The sequence below is a fragment of the uncultured Pseudomonas sp. genome, from assembly GCF_943846705.1.
Taxonomy (GTDB): Bacteria; Pseudomonadota; Gammaproteobacteria; order Pseudomonadales; family Pseudomonadaceae; genus Aquipseudomonas.
Genome location: NZ_OX044366.1, coordinates 253,841 through 270,158, shown reverse-complemented (window position 1 = coordinate 270,158; position 16,318 = coordinate 253,841). Strand labels below are relative to the sequence as shown.

15 protein-coding genes and 1 tRNA gene are annotated in these 16,318 nt (G+C 56.9%); all 16 read left to right on the top strand.

Features of this window, described 5'->3' with window-relative positions; genetic code table 11:
* Window positions 1-54 precede the first annotated feature (54 nt).
* The 16 genes from rlmE to Q0V31_RS01230 all read left to right on the top strand — a co-directional run bounded on the left by rlmE (window position 55) and on the right by Q0V31_RS01230 (window position 16,281).
* Window positions 55-678 (top strand): 23S rRNA (uridine(2552)-2'-O)-methyltransferase RlmE, encoded by a 624-nt coding sequence (gene rlmE / locus Q0V31_RS01305; RefSeq protein WP_298183533.1) that lies wholly within the window; start codon window positions 55-57, stop codon window positions 676-678.
* Window positions 679-859: 181 nt separating this feature from the next.
* Window positions 860-2,776 carry an ATP-dependent zinc metalloprotease FtsH gene (gene ftsH / locus Q0V31_RS01300; RefSeq protein ID WP_298183530.1) on the top strand — a complete coding sequence of 639 codons (1,917 nt, stop codon included), beginning with the start codon at window positions 860-862 and terminating at the stop codon, window positions 2,774-2,776.
* 8 nt (window positions 2,777-2,784) lie between these two features.
* A complete protein-coding gene (gene folP, locus Q0V31_RS01295) occupies window positions 2,785-3,639 on the top strand; it encodes a dihydropteroate synthase (protein WP_298183528.1) in 855 nt (284 codons plus the stop codon).
* An 18-nt stretch (window positions 3,640-3,657) separates the two neighbouring features.
* Complete coding sequence (gene glmM / locus Q0V31_RS01290) at window positions 3,658-4,995, top strand: phosphoglucosamine mutase (protein ID WP_298183527.1); 1,338 nt, start codon at window positions 3,658-3,660, stop codon at window positions 4,993-4,995.
* A gap of 65 nt (window positions 4,996-5,060) precedes the next feature.
* The gene (gene tpiA / locus Q0V31_RS01285) at window positions 5,061-5,816 is read left to right on the top strand and encodes a triose-phosphate isomerase (protein WP_298183524.1); all 756 of its coding nucleotides are present in this window, start codon (window positions 5,061-5,063) and stop codon (window positions 5,814-5,816) included.
* A gap of 4 nt (window positions 5,817-5,820) precedes the next feature.
* Entirely contained in the window at window positions 5,821-6,204 is a 384-nt protein-coding gene (gene secG / locus Q0V31_RS01280) for a preprotein translocase subunit SecG (RefSeq protein WP_298183518.1), read from the top strand.
* Between the two features lie 33 nt (window positions 6,205-6,237).
* Window positions 6,238-6,323, top strand: a tRNA-Leu gene (locus Q0V31_RS01275).
* A gap of 303 nt (window positions 6,324-6,626) precedes the next feature.
* A complete protein-coding gene (gene rimP, locus Q0V31_RS01270) occupies window positions 6,627-7,088 on the top strand; it encodes a ribosome maturation factor RimP (protein WP_298183512.1) in 462 nt (153 codons plus the stop codon).
* 68 nt (window positions 7,089-7,156) lie between these two features.
* The gene (gene nusA, locus Q0V31_RS01265) at window positions 7,157-8,638 is read left to right on the top strand and encodes a transcription termination factor NusA (RefSeq protein WP_298183504.1); all 1,482 of its coding nucleotides are present in this window, start codon (window positions 7,157-7,159) and stop codon (window positions 8,636-8,638) included.
* Between the two features lie 27 nt (window positions 8,639-8,665).
* A complete protein-coding gene (infB, locus tag Q0V31_RS01260) occupies window positions 8,666-11,158 on the top strand; it encodes a translation initiation factor IF-2 (RefSeq protein ID WP_298183498.1) in 2,493 nt (830 codons plus the stop codon).
* 108 nt (window positions 11,159-11,266) lie between these two features.
* Window positions 11,267-11,677, top strand: coding sequence for a 30S ribosome-binding factor RbfA (gene rbfA, locus Q0V31_RS01255; protein WP_298183496.1), 411 nt, complete (start codon window positions 11,267-11,269; stop codon window positions 11,675-11,677).
* Window positions 11,678-11,681: 4 nt separating this feature from the next.
* The gene (gene truB, locus Q0V31_RS01250) at window positions 11,682-12,602 is read left to right on the top strand and encodes a tRNA pseudouridine(55) synthase TruB (protein ID WP_298183494.1); all 921 of its coding nucleotides are present in this window, start codon (window positions 11,682-11,684) and stop codon (window positions 12,600-12,602) included.
* Window positions 12,603-12,806: 204 nt separating this feature from the next.
* Window positions 12,807-13,076 carry a 30S ribosomal protein S15 gene (gene rpsO / locus Q0V31_RS01245; protein ID WP_298183492.1) on the top strand — a complete coding sequence of 90 codons (270 nt, stop codon included), beginning with the start codon at window positions 12,807-12,809 and terminating at the stop codon, window positions 13,074-13,076.
* Window positions 13,077-13,289: 213 nt separating this feature from the next.
* A complete protein-coding gene (pnp, locus tag Q0V31_RS01240; RefSeq protein WP_298183490.1) occupies window positions 13,290-15,395 on the top strand; it encodes a polyribonucleotide nucleotidyltransferase in 2,106 nt (701 codons plus the stop codon).
* 256 nt (window positions 15,396-15,651) lie between these two features.
* The gene (locus Q0V31_RS01235) at window positions 15,652-16,020 is read left to right on the top strand and encodes a BON domain-containing protein (RefSeq protein ID WP_298183488.1); all 369 of its coding nucleotides are present in this window, start codon (window positions 15,652-15,654) and stop codon (window positions 16,018-16,020) included.
* A 63-nt stretch (window positions 16,021-16,083) separates the two neighbouring features.
* Complete coding sequence (locus Q0V31_RS01230) at window positions 16,084-16,281, top strand: CsbD family protein (protein ID WP_298183486.1); 198 nt, start codon at window positions 16,084-16,086, stop codon at window positions 16,279-16,281.
* Window positions 16,282-16,318 lie beyond the last annotated feature (37 nt).

The window sequence follows — 16,318 nt, the reverse complement described above, 5'->3', positions numbered from 1 at the left end:
CGAGCGCCTTCGGGGTCGCCCAGATATTCATGCGTTACACATCCGAGGTATTGCGTGGCCCGTACCAAGAGCAGTCAAGGTTGGCTGAGAGAGCATTTCAACGACCCCTACGTCAAAATGGCGCAGAAGGATGGCTATCGTTCGCGCGCCAGCTACAAGCTGCTGGAGATCCAAGAGAAGGATCGCATCCTCCGGCCTGGCATCACGGTAGTCGATCTGGGTTCAGCCCCTGGTGGCTGGTCACAAGTCACCAGTCGGGTGATCGGTGACAAAGGCACGCTAATAGCCTCCGATATCCTTGAAATGGACAGTATCCCGGATGTCACTTTCATTCAGGGTGACTTTACCGAGGATGCAGTGTTCGATCAGCTTCTTGAGGCGATCGGGGGGCGTCCGGTAGACCTTGTGATTTCAGATATGGCCCCCAATATGAGTGGGGTGAGGGAGTCGGATCAGCCGCGGGCTATGTACTTGTGCGAGTTGGCGCTGGATTTGTCGACTCGGGTGTTGCGTCCGGGTGGTGATTTTCTAATCAAGATCTTCCAGGGCGAAGGCTTTGCTGAATACCACAAGCAAGTGCGACAGTCGTTCGACAAGGTGCAGATGCGCAAGCCGCTGTCTTCGCGTGACCGTTCTCGCGAGCAATACATGTTGGCGCGTGGCTATCGCGGTCTTTGATGTCGCTGGCTGCTGATTGAACGGATGTGGGGCTGTGGCAGTCTAGTAATAAATATAGGGTTACAGACGGCGTCTGCCAGGGGTGGGCGTTGTGTAGTAAGTTAGATCGGTACATAACTGGTCGTCATGCGAAGTGCGCTTCAGCACGGGGCCTGCTTCAGAGGGTAGCTAATTGAACGACATGGCAAAGAATTTGGTTCTGTGGCTGATCATCGCCGCCGTTTTGGTCACGGTGATGAACAATTTTTCCAGCCCGACTGAGTCGAACAAACTCAATTATTCGCAGTTTATCCAGCAGGTTCAGGATGGCGGCGTTAAGCGAGTAACAGTTGATGGCTTCATCATCAGCGGTACGCGCAGTGATGGCTCGTCTTTTGAAACGGTGCGTCCAGCGATTCAGGACAATGGCCTGATCAAGGACCTGATAGATAACAATGTCGAGATCGTCGGCAAGCAGCCTGAGCAGCAAAGCATCTGGACTCAGTTGCTGGTTGCCAGCTTCCCGATCCTCGTAATCATTGCCGTGTTCATGTTCTTTATGCGCCAGATGCAAGGTGGCGCAGGCGGTAAGGGCGGGCCGATGAGCTTCGGCAAGAGCAAGGCGCGCCTGCTTTCCGAAGATCAGGTTAAGACCACCTTTGCTGACGTCGCGGGTTGCGACGAGGCCAAGGAAGAAGTCAGCGAGCTGGTCGAGTTCCTGCGTGATCCAGGTAAATTCCAGCGCCTTGGTGGGCGTATCCCCCGTGGTGTGCTGATGGTCGGTTCACCAGGTACTGGTAAAACCTTGCTGGCCAAGGCAGTTGCTGGTGAGGCTAAGGTGCCGTTCTTCACTATCTCCGGTTCGGATTTCGTGGAAATGTTCGTCGGTGTCGGTGCATCCCGTGTGCGCGACATGTTCGAGCAGGCCAAGAAGCACGCGCCCTGCATCATCTTTATCGACGAAATCGACGCCGTTGGTCGCCATCGTGGTGCGGGTATGGGTGGTGGTCACGACGAGCGTGAGCAGACACTCAACCAGCTGCTGGTAGAAATGGACGGTTTTGAGGCGAACGACGGCATCATCGTGATTGCTGCCACCAACCGTCCTGACGTACTTGACCCAGCACTGCTGCGTCCGGGGCGTTTCGACCGTCAGGTTGTAGTTGGCTTGCCGGATATTCGTGGTCGTGAGCAGATTCTCAAAGTCCATATGCGCAAAGTGCCGATGGGTGAGGATGTTGCGCCAGCCGTGATTGCGCGGGGTACGCCGGGTTTCTCCGGCGCGGACCTGGCCAACCTGGTTAACGAAGCTTCTCTGTTTGCTGCGCGCTCCGGTAAGCGCGTGGTCGAGATGAAAGAGTTCGAGCTGGCCAAAGACAAAATCATGATGGGTGCCGAGCGCAAGACCATGGTCATGTCGGACAAGGAAAAGCTCAACACGGCCTTCCACGAAGCCGGTCACGCGATTGTTGGGCGCTTGGTGCCTGAACATGACCCTGTTTACAAAGTATCGATCATTCCGCGCGGTCGGGCTCTGGGTGTGACCATGTTCCTGCCTGAGGAAGATCGTTACAGCCTGAGCAAGCGTGCGTTAACCAGTCAGATTTGCTCGCTGTTCGGTGGTCGGATCGCCGAGGAAATGACCTTGGGCTTTGATGGCGTCACGACCGGTGCGTCCAATGACATCATGCGTGCCACCCAGCTGGCCAAAAACATGGTCACCAAATGGGGTTTGTCGGAAAAACTCGGTCCGCTGATGTATGTCGAGGAAGAGGGTGAGGTCTTCCTGGGTCGCAGCATGGGCAGCCAGCAAAGCAGCATGTCCGCGGACACAGCCAAGCTGATTGATCAGGAAGTACGCAGTATTATCGATGGCTGCTATGCCACTGCTAAGCGTCTGTTGGAGGAAAATCGCCACAAGCTTGATGCGATGGCTGAGGCGCTGATGAAGTATGAAACAATCGACGCTGAGCAGATTGAGGACATCATGAATGGCCTCACGCCGCGCGAGCCGAAAGGCTGGCAGGGCGGTGACGACAATAACGGCACACCTAGTGCGCCGGTTGAAGTCGCGGAGTCTGCGGAAAAACCAATCGGTGGTCCTGCCGCAGAACTCTAAGGTTCTCCATGTCTTCTGTTGTGCCAACCTTTGACCGGCTGCCCTGTGGCAGCCGGTTTCTTGATTTAAGCCGTCCGCAAGTGATGGGCATTCTCAATGTCACCCCTGACTCCTTCTCCGATGGCGGGCGTTATGGGCAGCGTGATGCAGCGCTACGGCATGCTGAAGCGATGCTGCTAGCTGGCGCGACGCTGATTGATGTCGGTGGTGAGTCGACGCGCCCGGGGGCTCGTGCTGTCTCCCCGGTGGAGGAGCTGGAGCGGGTCTGTCCCGTCGTTGAAACCATTGCTCGCGAGCTAGATGTGATCATTTCGGTGGATACCTCTACGCCAGCGGTCATCCGTGAAACGGCGCGCCTGGGAGCTGGCTTGATCAATGATGTGCGTTCGCTGCAGCGTGACGGTGCTCTGGATGCTGTCGCTGACAGCGGCTTGCCGGTGTGTCTGATGCACATGCGCGGTGAGCCAACCACCATGCAGCAGAATCCTGAATACCCTGATGTAGTGGTCGAGGTGCGCGAGTTTCTGCTTGAGCGGCTGGCTGCTTGTGCGGCGGCAGGAATTGCTGCGGAGCGGGTCATTCTTGATCCGGGTTTTGGTTTTGCGAAAACCCTGGAACACAACTTATCGCTGTTCAAGCATCTGCAGGCGTTGCATGCATTAGGGCGGCCCTTGCTGGTAGGGGTGTCGCGCAAAAGTATGATCGGCAAGGTGCTTGGGCATGAAGTGGGTGAGCGGTTATACGGCAGTCTGGCCTTAGCTGCGCTGGCGCTGAGTAAAGGCGCGCACATTTTGCGGGTGCATGATGTGGCGCAAACGGTTGATGTGGTGCGGATGATCGCCGCGGTTGAAACCGCAGAGTAAGTTAGAGGGAGTGCTGGGATGGGTAGAAAGTATTTTGGGACTGACGGTATTCGTGGGCGTGTCGGTGACTTCCCTATTACCCCGGAATTCATGCTCAAGCTCGGCTGGGCGGCCGGGATGGCGTTTCGCAGGCAGGGTAAGTGCCGCATTCTGATCGGCAAGGACACGCGTATTTCCGGCTATATGTTTGAGTCTGCTTTGGAGGCGGGTCTGTCCGCGGCCGGGGCGGATGTGATGCTGTTGGGGCCGATGCCGACGCCTGCAATCGCCTACCTGACCCGAACCTTTCAAGCCGAGGCCGGGATTGTCATCAGTGCTTCGCATAACCCGCATCACGATAATGGCATCAAGTTCTTCTCAGGGCAGGGCACCAAGCTGCCGGATGAAATTGAACAGATGATCGAAGAGTTGCTCGATGAACCGATGACAGTGGTTGAGTCGGAGCAGTTAGGTAAGGTTTCGCGGATCAATGATGCCGCCGGCCGTTATATCGAATTTTGTAAAAGCAGTGTGCCTACCAGTACGAGTTTTGCTGGCCTCAAGATAGTGGTCGATTGCGCCCATGGTGCAGCCTACAAGGTGGCCCCCAGTGTATTTCGTGAGCTAGGTGCGCAGGTGATTGTACTGTCGGCGCAGCCCAATGGTCTGAATATCAACGATGCCTGTGGCTCGACTCATGTCGAGGCGCTGCAAGCTGAAGTAAAGGCGCAGCATGCCGACCTGGGGATCGCATTCGACGGCGATGCGGATCGCGTAGTGATGGTCGATAGTTCAGGTGCGGTGGTTGATGGTGATGAGTTGATGTTTATCATCGCTCGTGACCTGCTGGAGCGAGGCAAGCTGCAGGGTGGGGTGGTCGGTACGCTGATGAGTAACCTAGGGCTGGAGCTTGCTCTGGCGGATCTGGGTATTCCATTTGTACGCGCCAAGGTCGGTGATCGTTATGTGATTGCCGAATTGCTTTCGCGTAACTGGCAGTTAGGTGGGGAAAATTCCGGTCACCTGGTGTGCTTCCAGCACACCACAACTGGTGATGCGATCATTGCTGCGCTGCAAGTACTGCTAGCGCTCAAGCGTCGCGAGCAGACGCTGGGTGAGGCTCGGCAGGGTATGCAGAAGTGTCCGCAGGTGCTGGTTAATGTACGCTTTGCGGGAGGGCTGGATCCGCTGGAGCACCCGGCTGTGCAGGAGGCTAGCGCACGGGTCACCGAAAAAATGGCGGGTCGTGGGCGGGTGTTGCTTCGCAAATCTGGCACTGAGCCATTGGTGCGGGTCATGGTTGAGGGTGATGATGAAAGCCTCGTGCGTAGCTATGCCAATGAATTGGCTAAAGTTGTTGCTGATGTATGTGCTTGATTCGGCTTGCCAGGCGAGTAGCTGTTGGGTAATATCTGCGCCCTCTTTGACCGACGAGGTAAAGCATGCGTCGCCCAATGGTTGCTGGTAACTGGAAAATGCACGGTACCCGCGCCAGCGTTGCAGAGCTGATCAACGGTCTCAATCAGCAGGTGTTGCCTGCTGATGTGGATGTAGCGGTTTTTCCGTCTTGTTTGCACCTCGCTCAGGTTGTCGAGGGCTTGGTAGGCAGGGCAGTTTCGGTCGGTGCGCAAGATTGTGCGACTGATGCGCAGCAGGGGGCTTTAACCGGTGAGGTGGCGGCGAGTCAGTTGCACGACGCGCGCTGTTCGCTGGTGTTGGTCGGTCACTCCGAGCGCAGGTCGTTGCTGGGTGAGGGTGATGAGGTTGTGACGCGCAAGTTTGCGGCGGCGCAGTCCTCAGGCTTGCTTCCCGTGCTGTGTGTTGGTGAGAGTCTTGCTCAGCGCGAGGCTGGGAAGACGCTTGAGGTGGTTGCTGCGCAGTTGTCTGCGGTGATTGATGCGTTGGGTGTTGAGGTGTTTGCTGCTGCGATCATTGCTTATGAGCCTGTTTGGGCTATTGGTACTGGTCTGACTGCCTCGCCTGAGCAGGCGCAGGAGGTTCATGCGGCGATTCGCGGGCAGCTAGCGGCAAAAAGCCCTGAGTTGGCTGGCAAGGTAAGAATTCTTTATGGTGGCAGCGTCAAGGCCGCCAGTGCAGCCGAGTTGTTCGGTATGCCAGATATCGATGGGGGGCTTGTGGGTGGAGCCTCTCTGAATGCGGATGAGTTCGGTGCGATTTGTCGCGCCGCAGGAAGCTGAAAAAATGCTGGAAACAGTTATCGTTGTTCTTCATCTGCTAGGTGCCATCGGTGTTGTTGTGCTGGTTTTGCTTCAGCAGGGTAAGGGTGCAGACGCGGGCGCCTCTTTTGGTGCGGGTGCTTCTTCTACCGTATTCGGTAGTCAAGGAACTACTACCTTTCTGAGTCGTGTTACTGCTATACTTGCCACCGCTTTTTTCATGACTAGCTTGGGTTTAGCGTTCTTTGCTAAAGATAAAGCTGATGGCATGGCTCAGGTTGGTTTGCCTGATCCGGCAGTCTTGGAAGTTCAGCAGGCTGCTCCAGCTGTTGAAGATGTACCTGTTCTTGATGCAGCTAAGCCGGCTATTGATGCGGTGGACGTACCTCAGGCTCCTGAGCAGCAGTAACACGCAGTACCGTAGTGCGTAGTATGTAATTTTGCCGAGGTGGTGGAATTGGTAGACACGCTACCTTGAGGTGGTAGTGGCCATAGGCTGTAGGGGTTCGAGTCCCCTTCTCGGTACCAATTTTCAAAAAGGCCCGCTCGATGCGGGCCTTTTTGTTGCTGGAGCGTCGATTGACCCTGGTAGGGGTTCAGTCGTATAATTCGGCCCCAGCTTTGATGTGGGGTTGAGTAGTAAGGTCTCTCCTCGGGTGTTGAATCCGATGATGGCTGGGTTAAACCAGCCCCCCGCATTGAGTTGCAGAGGAGCCCCTTTTAAGGGGCTTTTTGCTAGCTGGGCGACAGCTTTGCCGGCCTTTAGAAGGGCGGTCTGATGATGGGCGATTCGCCCATTTTTTATTTTTACAGCATGCGCGAGGGGTTCAGGTGTCGAGCAAGCTAGAACAGTTGCAAGCCTTGGTGGCCCCGGTAGTCGAGGCTCTTGGCTACGAATGTTGGGGTGTCGAGTTCCTGTCACAAGGGCGGCATTCTCTGCTGCGAATTTATATTGATAAGCAGCCTGATGGCGTGCTGATCGAAGACTGCGAAATTGTCAGTCGGCAGATCAGTGGTGTGCTCGATGTTGAGGACCCTATCAGTGCTGAGTACACCCTTGAGGTGTCATCGCCAGGCATGGATCGGCCGCTGTTCACCATTGAACAGTTTGCCAGCCATGCCGGCGAGCAAGTAAAGATCAAGCTGCGCTCGCCTTTTGAAGGCCGACGCAACTTCCAGGGCCTTCTGCGCGGTGTAGAAGAGCAGGACGTGGTAGTGCAGGTGGATGACCACGAATTCCTGTTGCCGATCGATATGATCGACAAGGCCAACATTATCCCCAGGTTTGACTGAGACGCGGATCCCGCGAGAGCTGCGCGGATTGCGCAGGATCCAATGGATTGCGAAAGGCGAGGCGTACGATGAGCAAAGAAGTACTGCTGGTTGTTGAGTCGGTTTCCAACGAAAAGGGCGTGCCGGCTAGCGTAATTTTTGAAGCGCTGGAACTGGCTTTGGCCACGGCTACCAAAAAGCGTTTTGAAGATGAAGTCGAGTTGCGTGTGGCGATCAATCGCCAGACCGGCAACTACGAAACATTCCGCTGCTGGACCGTGGTGGAAGAAGCTGATTTTGATGATCCTGCACACCAGGTCACCACTGATATGCCGCGTGCTGTTGAAGCCGATGCTAAAGTGGGCGATGTGCTGGAAGAGAAGATTGACTCTATCGAGTTCGGTCGTATCGCCGCGCAAACCGCCAAGCAAGTGATTGTGCAGAAAGTCCGTGAGGCTGAGCGTGCTCAGGTCGTCGAGGCTTATCGCGAGCGTCTGGGTGAAATCATCTCTGGCACCGTGAAGAAAGTAACCCGCGACAGCGTCATTGTTGACTTGGGTAATAACGCCGAGGCCATGCTGGCTCGCGAAGACATTATCTCCCGCGAAACTTTCCGTGTTGGTGTGCGCTTGCGTGCCCTGCTCAAGGAAATTCGTACCGAGAACCGTGGCCCGCAGTTGATTCTGTCGCGTACCGCGCCGGAAATGCTGATCGAGCTGTTCCGCATTGAAGTGCCGGAAATTGCCGAAGAGCTGATCGAAGTCATGGGCGCGTCCCGTGACCCGGGTTCGCGCGCCAAACTGGCCGTGCGTTCTAAAGACAAGCGCATCGACCCGCAGGGTGCCTGTATCGGCATGCGCGGTTCGCGTGTGCAGGCGGTCTCCGGTGAGTTGGCGGGTGAGCGTGTGGATATCGTGCTGTGGGATGACAACCCTGCGCAGTTCGTGATCAACGCCATGTCGCCGGCAGAAGTGGCCGCCATTATTGTCGACGAAGATGCCCATGCTATGGACATCGCCGTTGGCGCAGACAACCTTGCTCAGGCCATTGGCCGCGGCGGTCAAAACGTGCGTTTGGCCAGTCAGTTGACTGGCTGGACCTTGAACGTGATGACCGAGGCGGACATCCAGGCCAAGCAGCAAGCGGAAACAGGCGACATCCTGCAGCGCTTTATCGATGAGTTGGAAGTCGACGAAGAGCTGGCCCAGGTGTTGGTCGAAGAGGGCTTCACCAGCCTTGAAGAAATTGCCTACGTACCGATGGAAGAAATGCTCAGCATTGATGGCTTTGACGAGGATATCGTCAGCGAGCTCCGCGCCCGCGCCAAAGATCGCTTGCTGACTAAAGCCATCGCCAACGAGGAAAAGCTGGCAGATGCCCACCCAGCCGAAGACTTGCTCTCGCTAGAGGGGATGGATAAGGCGCTTGCGCATGAACTGGCAGTGCGCGGCGTTATTAACCGCGAAGACCTGGCCGAGCAGTCTATTGATGACCTGCTCGACATCGACGGTATCGACGCTGAGCGAGCCGGCAAGTTGATCATGGCCGCCCGAGCCCATTGGTTCGAGTAAGCAGTTGCGGCCTGAGGAGAGAAATACATGACGCAAGTCACGGTTAAAGAACTGGCCCAAGTGGTCAATACGCCGGTTGAACGCCTGCTGCAGCAAATGCGCGAGGCAGGTTTGCCGCACATGAGCGCTGAGCAAGCGGTCACTGACAGTGAGAAGCAGGCCCTGTTGGCCCACCTCAAGAGCAGTCACGGCGACAGCAAAACAGAAGAGCCGCGCAAGATTACCTTGCAGCGCAAAACCACCAGCACCCTGCGCGCTGGCAATAGCAAGACCATCAGCGTTGAAGTGCGCAAGAAGAAGACCTTCGTCAAGCGCAGCGCTGAAGAAATCGAAGCTGAAAAGCAGCGGGAACTGGCTGAGCAGCGTGCGGTGGCTGAAGCTGCACGGGTAAAAGTTGAAGAAGAAGCCAAGCGTCGCGCCGCAGAAGAAGCGCAGCGAGCGGCTCCTGCTGGCGGCGCTGCAGCGGTGGAAGCGACTCCGGCTGCTGCAGCGGTTGAACGGCCAGTAGTGGCTGCCCCTGCTGCAGAAGAGCGCAAGAAAGAAGAACCGCGTCGCCCAGATAAAGCACGCAATGATGATGCTGACCGTCGTGGTGGTGAGCGTAAAACCACTCAGCATCGCCCGAGTGTTAAGGAAAAAGCGCCTGCTCCGCGTGTTGCCCCGCGTACCACCGACGAGGAAAGCGATAACTTCCGTCGCGGCGGTCGTGGCAAAGGCAAGCTGAAGAAGCGCAATGCGCACGGCTTCCAGAGCCCAACCGGCCCTGTAGTACGTGACGTGGCAATCGGCGAAACCATCACTGTTGGCGATCTTGCCAATCAGATGTCGGTTAAGGCGGCTGAAGTCATCAAGTTCATGTTCAAAATGGGCACCCCGGTGACCATCAACCAGGTACTGGATCAGGAAACTGCCCAGTTGATCGCCGAAGAGCTGGGTCACAAGGTCAAGCTGGTTAGCGACAACGCCCTGGAAGATTCCCTGGCCGAGTCCTTGAAGTTTGAGGGTGAGTCGTTCTCCCGTGCGCCGGTTGTGACCGTAATGGGCCACGTTGACCACGGTAAAACCTCGCTACTCGACTACATTCGTCGTGCCAAGGTTGCTGCTGGCGAAGCCGGTGGTATCACCCAGCATATCGGTGCGTACCACGTTGAAACCGAGCGCGGCATGGTCACCTTCCTCGACACCCCGGGCCACGCGGCGTTTACCGCAATGCGTGCCCGTGGTGCCAAGGCAACCGATATCGTGATCCTGGTTGTTGCAGCCGACGACGGCGTGATGCCGCAGACCATTGAAGCTGTTCAGCACGCTAAGGCGGCTGGTGTGCCGCTGGTGGTTGCAGTGAACAAGATCGACAAGCCGGGCGCTGATCTCGATCGCATCCGTAGTGAATTGTCGGTTCACGGCGTGACGTCGGAAGAGTGGGGTGGTGATACGCCGTTCGTTCCTGTCTCGGCCAAAGCCGGTACCGGTGTCGATGAGCTGCTGGAAGCCGTATTGCTGCAGGCTGAGATTCTTGAGCTGAAAGCCACACCGACGGCCCCAGGTCGCGGTGTAGTGGTTGAATCGCGCCTCGATAAAGGCCGCGGTCCGGTTGCCACCGTACTGGTTCAAGACGGTACCCTGCGCCAAGGCGACATGGTGCTGATCGGTTCCAACTACGGCCGAATCCGCGCCATGCTTGATGAAAACGGCAAGGCCATTAAAGAAGCAGGCCCGTCGATCCCGGTCGAGATTCTCGGTCTGGACGGCACGCCGGAAGCTGGCGATGACATGAGCGTGCTGTCTGACGAGAAGAAAGCCCGCGAAGTCGCGCTGTTCCGTCAAGGCAAGTTCCGCGAAGTTAAGCTGGCCCGTGCTCACGCCGGCAAGCTGGAAAATATCTTCGAGAACATGGGCCAGGAAGAGAAGAAGACGCTTAACATCGTCCTCAAATCTGACGTGCGTGGTTCGCTTGAAGCGCTGCAGGGTTCGCTCGGCGGCCTGGGTAACGATGAAGTGCAAGTGCGTGTGGTCGGTGGCGGCGTCGGTGGTATCACCGAATCCGATGCCAACCTGGCGCTGGCCTCCAACGCTGTTCTGTTCGGCTTCAATGTGCGTGCCGATGCCGGTGCGCGCAAGATCGTCGAGCAGGAAGGTCTGGATATGCGTTACTACAACGTGATCTACGACATCATTGAAGACGTCAAGAAAGCCCTGACCGGCATGCTCGGCAGCGATGTTCGCGAGAACATTCTGGGTGTCGCTGAAGTGCGTGACGTGTTCCGTTCGCCGAAGTTCGGCGCGATCGCCGGTTGTATGGTGATCGAGGGTACGGTTCACCGTAACCGTCCGATCCGCGTACTGCGTGACGACGTGGTGATCTTCGAAGGCGAGCTGGAATCCCTGCGTCGCTTCAAAGACGATGCGGCCGAAGTGCGTAACGGCATGGAGTGCGGTATCGGCGTGAAGAGCTACAACGACGTTAAGGTCGGCGACAAGATCGAAGTGTTCGAGAAAGTCCAAGTGGCCCGTAGCTTGTAAGCACGCGTCGCAATACGCAGCGCCCGGCCCCGCATTTGCGCGGCCGGGCGTTTGCCGCTTTTAGGTCCGCTGCTTTTTTGGCAGTGTGACGAGTGAAGGTAGTAAGAAATGGCCAAAGAATTTAGCCGGGCCCAGCGCATCGGCGACCAGATACAGCGCGAACTGGCGCAGTTGATCCGCCTGGAAGTCAAAGACCCGCGTCTTGGCGGCCTGGTGACCATCACGGCGGTGGAGGTCAGTCGTGACTCCAGTCATGCCAAGGTGTTCGTCACCGTGATGGGCGCTGGCGAGCCTGAAGAGGGTGTTGATCCCGTTGCGCAGAGCATCAAGGTGCTCAACGACGCCAGTGGCTTCCTGCGTATGCAGTTGGGCCGCGCGATGAAGCTGCGCAGCGTGCCGAACCTGCGTTTCCATTACGACGAAAGCGTGATTCGTGGTGCGCAGCTGTCGGCACTGATCGAGCGGGCAGTCAGCCAAGACCGTCAGCACGATGACGATTCGGCTGAGCCCAAGGAGTAAGCGCGTGGCTCAGGTGAAACGTATTCGTCGTGCCGTCGATGGCATCATCCTGCTGGATAAGCCCAAAGGCTTTAGCTCCAATGCTGCGCTGCAAAAGGTGCGCTGGTTGCTGAATGCCGAGAAGGCTGGGCATACCGGTAGCCTCGACCCATTGGCTACCGGCGTCTTGCCGTTGTGCTTTGGTGAGGCGACCAAGTTTTCCCAGTACCTGCTGGATGCCGATAAAGGCTACGAGACGCTGATGCAATTGGGTGTGACCACCACCACGGCAGATGCCGAGGGTGAAGTGCTAGAACGTCGCCCAGTGACCGTTGGTCGTGCCGATATCGATGCTGTTCTGCCGCAGTTTCGCGGTCAAATCAGTCAGATACCGCCGATGTACTCGGCGCTCAAGCGCGATGGTCAACCGCTTTACAAGCTGGCCCGTGCCGGTGAAGTAGTGGAGCGCGAGCCGCGTTCTGTTACTATTGCGCGCTTGGAATTACTAGGCTGCGAGGCGGAGCAGGCGCGCCTGGCGGTCGATTGCAGCAAAGGCACCTATATCCGTACTCTGGTCGAAGACATCGGCCACTTGCTCGGTTGCGGTGCACATGTTGCAGAACTACGCAGAACCAAGGCTGGCCCGTTCGACTTGAGCCGCACCGTGACGCTCGAAGAGCTGGAACGTGTGCATGCTGAAGGCGGTAACGAGGCGGTCGATCAGTTCTTGCTGCCGGCCGACAGTGGCTTGCAGCATTGGCCGCTGCTGCAGTTCTCCGAGCACAGTTCGTTCTACTGGTTGCAAGGGCAGCCGGTACGCGCACCGGACGCGCCGAAGTTCGGCATGGTACGGGTGCAAGATCACAATGGTCGCTTTATCGGTATCGGTGAAGTGAGCGAAGACGGGCGCATTGCGCCGCGTCGATTGATTGCAACCAAGGCGTAGCCTGGGTTGCAGGCACGGGCCACAGGCCTGTGCTGCAGAATTCGGTCGGCATGACCGTAGCGCGGCTAGGGGTTTAGGCTCCGGTCTGCGTGCTTCGAGGGTGGCTGTTAATAGGCGCGGTCATACCTCACTTAAAAACACGGGAAGTAATTCCCGGCCTATTGCGACTGTTTCGGCGGTTGCCTAACTGAGAGGATTGCCCACATGGCACTCAGCGTTGAAGAAAAAGCTCAAATCGTTACCGACTACAAGCAAGCTGAAGGCGACACTGGTAGCCCGGAAGTGCAGGTTGCACTGCTGACCGCCAACATCAACAAGCTGCAGGGTCACTTCAAGGCCAACGGTAAAGACCACCACTCGCGTCGTGGCCTGATCCGTATGGTAAACCAGCGTCGTAAGCTGCTGGATTACCTGAAAGGTAAGGAAGTTGCTCGTTACACCGCTTTGATCGGTCGCCTGGGTCTGCGTCGCTAAGCAATGCTTATGCGAAGCTGACTGCCGAAGCTGGAAGTGGGGTTTACCCCGCTTCCAGCTTTTGCGTTTGTGCTGTAGCTGTTTTTGGACGACAGCGGGTCCGATTCCCGTCGCCGCCCACTCATTCTGTAAGACCCGCGGGCACCTCATCGAGACGAGCGCGCGGAGGCAAGAAACGCTTTCCCCAAGGGCAATAAAGAGAAGGAAAACACCGTGAACCCGGTAATCAAGAAGTTTCAATTCGGTCAGTCGACCGTAACCCTCGAGACTGGCCGTATCGCCCGTCAAGCCTCAGGCTCCGTGCTGGTCACCGTTGATGACGACGTGGCCGTACTGGTTGCTGTCACTGGCGCCAAGACTGCTGACCCGAGCAAAGGCTTTTTCCCGCTGTCCGTGCACTATCAGGAAAAAACCTACGCAGCCGGTAAAATTCCAGGCGGCTTCTTCAAGCGTGAAGCACGCCCAAGCGAAAAAGAAACCCTGACCTCGCGCCTGATCGACCGTCCGATCCGTCCGCTGTTCCCAGAGGGTTTCCAGAACGAAGTGCAGGTTATCTGCACCGTGATCTCGACCAGCAAGAAGACCGATCCGGACATCGCGGCGATGATCGGTACCTCGGCGGCTCTGGCTATCTCTGGTATTCCGTTCAACGGCCCGATCGGCGCCGCGCGCGTTGCCTTCCACCCGGAAACCGGCTACCTGCTGAACCCCAACTACGAGCAGCTCAAGGCTTCCAGCCTGGACATGGTCGTAGCCGGTACCAAAGACGCCGTGCTGATGGTTGAATCGGAAGCCAAAGAGCTGACCGAAGACCAGATGTTGGGCGCTGTACTGTTCGCCCACGACGAATTCCAAGTTGTGATTGACGCTATTGCCGAGTTGGCTGCTGAAGCCGCCAAGCCTACTTGGGACTGGCAGCCAAAGGCTGAGAACACCGCGCTGCTCAACGCCATCCGCGGCGAGTTCGGCGATGCCATCTCGCAGGCCTACACCATCACCATCAAGCACGAGCGTTATGCCCGTCTGGGTGAGCTGCGTAACGAAGTCGTTGCCAAGTTCTCCGGTGAAGAGGGTCAGCCATCGGCCGGCGAAGTTAAAGAAATCTTCGGCGAAATCGAATACCGCACCGTGCGCGAGAACATCGTTAACGGCAAGCAGCGTATCGACGGCCGTGACACCCGCACTGTGCGTGGCCTGAACATCGAAGTTGGGGTGCTGGACAAGACCCACGGTTCGGCGTTGTTTACCCGTGGTGAAACTCAGGCGCTGGTGGTTGCCACCCTCGGTACCGCACGTGACGCCCAGCTGCTCGACACCCTTGAAGGCGAGCGTAAAGACCCCTTCATGCTGCACTACAACTTCCCGCCGTACTCGGTCGGTGAGTGTGGTCGTATGGGCGCTACTGGCCGCCGCGAAATCGGTCATGGCCGTCTGGCGCGTCGCTCCATCGCCGCCATGCTGCCGGCTGCTGACGTGTTCCCGTACACCATCCGTGTGGTCTCGGAAATCACCGAATCCAACGGTTCCAGCTCCATGGCCTCGGTTTGCGGTGCTTCCCTGGCTCTGATGGACGCTGGTGTGCCGATGAAGGCGCCGGTTGCCGGTATTGCCATGGGTCTGGTTAAAGAAGGCGAGAAGTTCGCGGTACTGACCGACATCCTCGGTGACGAAGATCACCTCGGTGACATGGACTTCAAGGTGGCCGGTACTGACAAGGGCGTTACCGCTCTGCAGATGGACATCAAGATCCAGGGCATCACCGAAGAGATCATGGAAATCGCGCTGAATCAGGCGCTTGAAGCGCGCCTGAATATCCTTGGCCAGATGAACCAGGTGATTGCTCAGTCGCGTACCGAGCTGTCGGCCAACGCGCCAACCATGATCGCGATGAAGATCGACCAGGACAAGATTCGCGACGTGATCGGTAAAGGTGGTGCAACCATCCGTGCCATCTGCGAAGAAACCAAGGCTTCGATCGACATCGAAGACGACGGCAGCATCAAGATCTTCGGCGAAACCAAGGACGCGGCAGAGGCAGCACGCCAGCGTGTTCTGGGGATCACCGCAGAAGCCGAGATCGGCAAGATCTACATCGGCAAGGTTGAGCGTATCGTTGACTTCGGTGCCTTCGTTAACATCCTGCCGGGCAAAGACGGTCTGGTACACATCTCCATGCTCAGCGATGCGCGTGTTGAGAAGGTGACCGACATTCTTAAGGAAGGCGAGGAAGTTGAAGTGTTGGTACTGGACGTGGATAACCGCGGTCGTATCAAGCTGTCCATCAAGGACGTCGCTGCTGCCAAGGCGTCGGGTGCTTAATCGCTCCTACGCTGTTTAAAAAGAGGACCCTTCGGGGTCCTTTTTTTGGCTTATAAAAAAGGTCGTGCACAGTGCATGGCTTAACCGAGCCATGCATGCAAAATGCACGGAATAGAGTTGTTTATGATTTCTTTAAGTTATTGAAATTTAAAGGTAATTATAAATTTATGAAGCTGGCATGCCACCTGCAACTGTCTTGGTGTAAGCGCAGCCAATGAAGGTTGCCGCTAATTTTACTCATGCAGGAGCACCATCCATGAAACAGCCAATCAAGCACGTTGCCAGCGCCACTCTGACCGCCACTGCCCTGAGCCTGTTATTGGCCGGGCCGGTTCTTGCTGACACCCGCAGTGCCGTGCAGCCGACCATGTTGGCCGCCAGTGAAACCATGAACGCCACGGAAGACGCCGTCACCGATACCTGGATTACCAGCAAAGTGAAGTCGACCTTTCTGGCGGACAGTGAGCTGAGCGGTATCGACATCAAAGTCGAAACTAACCAGGGCGTAGTCAGCCTCTCGGGTGTTGTCGCCACCGAGGCTGAGCGTGAGCTTGCCGTGGCTAAGGCTAAACAAATCAAAGGTGTGACCGCTGTTGCTGGCGAAGCCCTAAAAACCGCGAACTAAACCGATGGATTTGCGCAAGCTCGCGCAACAGCCCGCTAATTACATGATTACGAGGATTGAGCGATGAACGCTGATGTCATTAAAGGTAAATGGAAGCAGCTCAATGGCCGCATCAAGGAGCGTTGGGGCAACCTGACGGATGATGACCTGGATGTTGCCGAAGGCCACAGCGAGTACTTGGCCGGCAAGCTGCAGGAACGATACGGGTGGAGCAAGGAGAAGGCTCAGGACGAGCTGCGTGATTTCAGCAGCAAGCTGTAGATCCTTAAACCAAAAAGCCCTGCCGGTAACCGGCGGG